The 832-nt window shown below is 39.8% G+C and carries 1 protein-coding gene; it reads right to left on the bottom strand.

All coding sequences use genetic code 11. From position 1 onward, the window contains the following. Positions 1-143 precede the first annotated feature (143 nt). The coding region (locus tag N5O98_RS27290) for a helix-turn-helix domain-containing protein (RefSeq protein WP_269496277.1) at positions 144-832 on the bottom strand (689 nt) is incomplete at its 5' end.

Genomic DNA, 832 nt, shown 5'->3' with positions numbered 1-832 from the left:
GCGTTTTATAAAAATTGTCGTTTGAGCACTTTTCAAATTGTCGTTTGAGCACTTTTTTTGTCGAATTAGCACTTTTTTGTCGCTTGAGCACTTTTTGAAAATGAGCTTCTGAGACCTTTTTCATCGGCTTTTTACCACACAAATTATTCCAGATTTGCTTTTTTCCACTTGCCAGGCGTACATCCTTCCTTCTCTGTAAATGATTTGATAAAGTTACTGCGGGAAAGAAAACCGGAAGACTCAGCCAGCTTCTGTATATTGATTTCCGGATGCTCCTTCAGTATGTTTTTCGCATACTCCAACCGGAGACCGGTTATCCATTCGCGGAATGTCATTTTATACGTAGTCTTGATATAAGCGGAAAGATAGGTACGGTTCGTATGAAGTATTTCGGACAGTTCTTTTATGGTAAGTCCCTGCTGGACATAGCCGTCTGTCTTTATCCAGTTGGCCACTTTCTCTATAATTTCTGTATAGGACACTGGAACTTCTTTCTCAGAAACTATTTCAGGTTCTGTTTCCGTATCTGCCAGAAGTTCTTCTTCAGATTGTATATCTTGCTCAAAAGCATTTTCCACCTGTTCATAGAACAGCAGGTAGTTCTGATAGCTGTAGAAAAGATAGCTGTAGAACGGTATTGACGACAAAATCCAGATAAAAACATATTTGTCTGGCAGAAATGTCAGCAATCCGCATCCGACACCGAAGATAACAGCCCAATAAGTGAATATGGAAAGCCATTCGATATATGTGCCTATATCATCCGCCTGAGTTTCATTGAAAATCCGAATGGCTCTACGATATGCAATTATGACTCTGCGAGCTAAAACGA

Origin of the sequence: Bacteroides sp. LFL-34, from assembly GCF_027257075.1 — a bacterium.
In the GTDB taxonomy this organism is placed as follows: domain Bacteria; phylum Bacteroidota; class Bacteroidia; order Bacteroidales; family Bacteroidaceae; genus Bacteroides; species Bacteroides ovatus.
The sequence above is the reverse complement of the archived record's forward strand: the minus strand, read 5'-3'. Positions and strand labels throughout refer to the sequence as shown.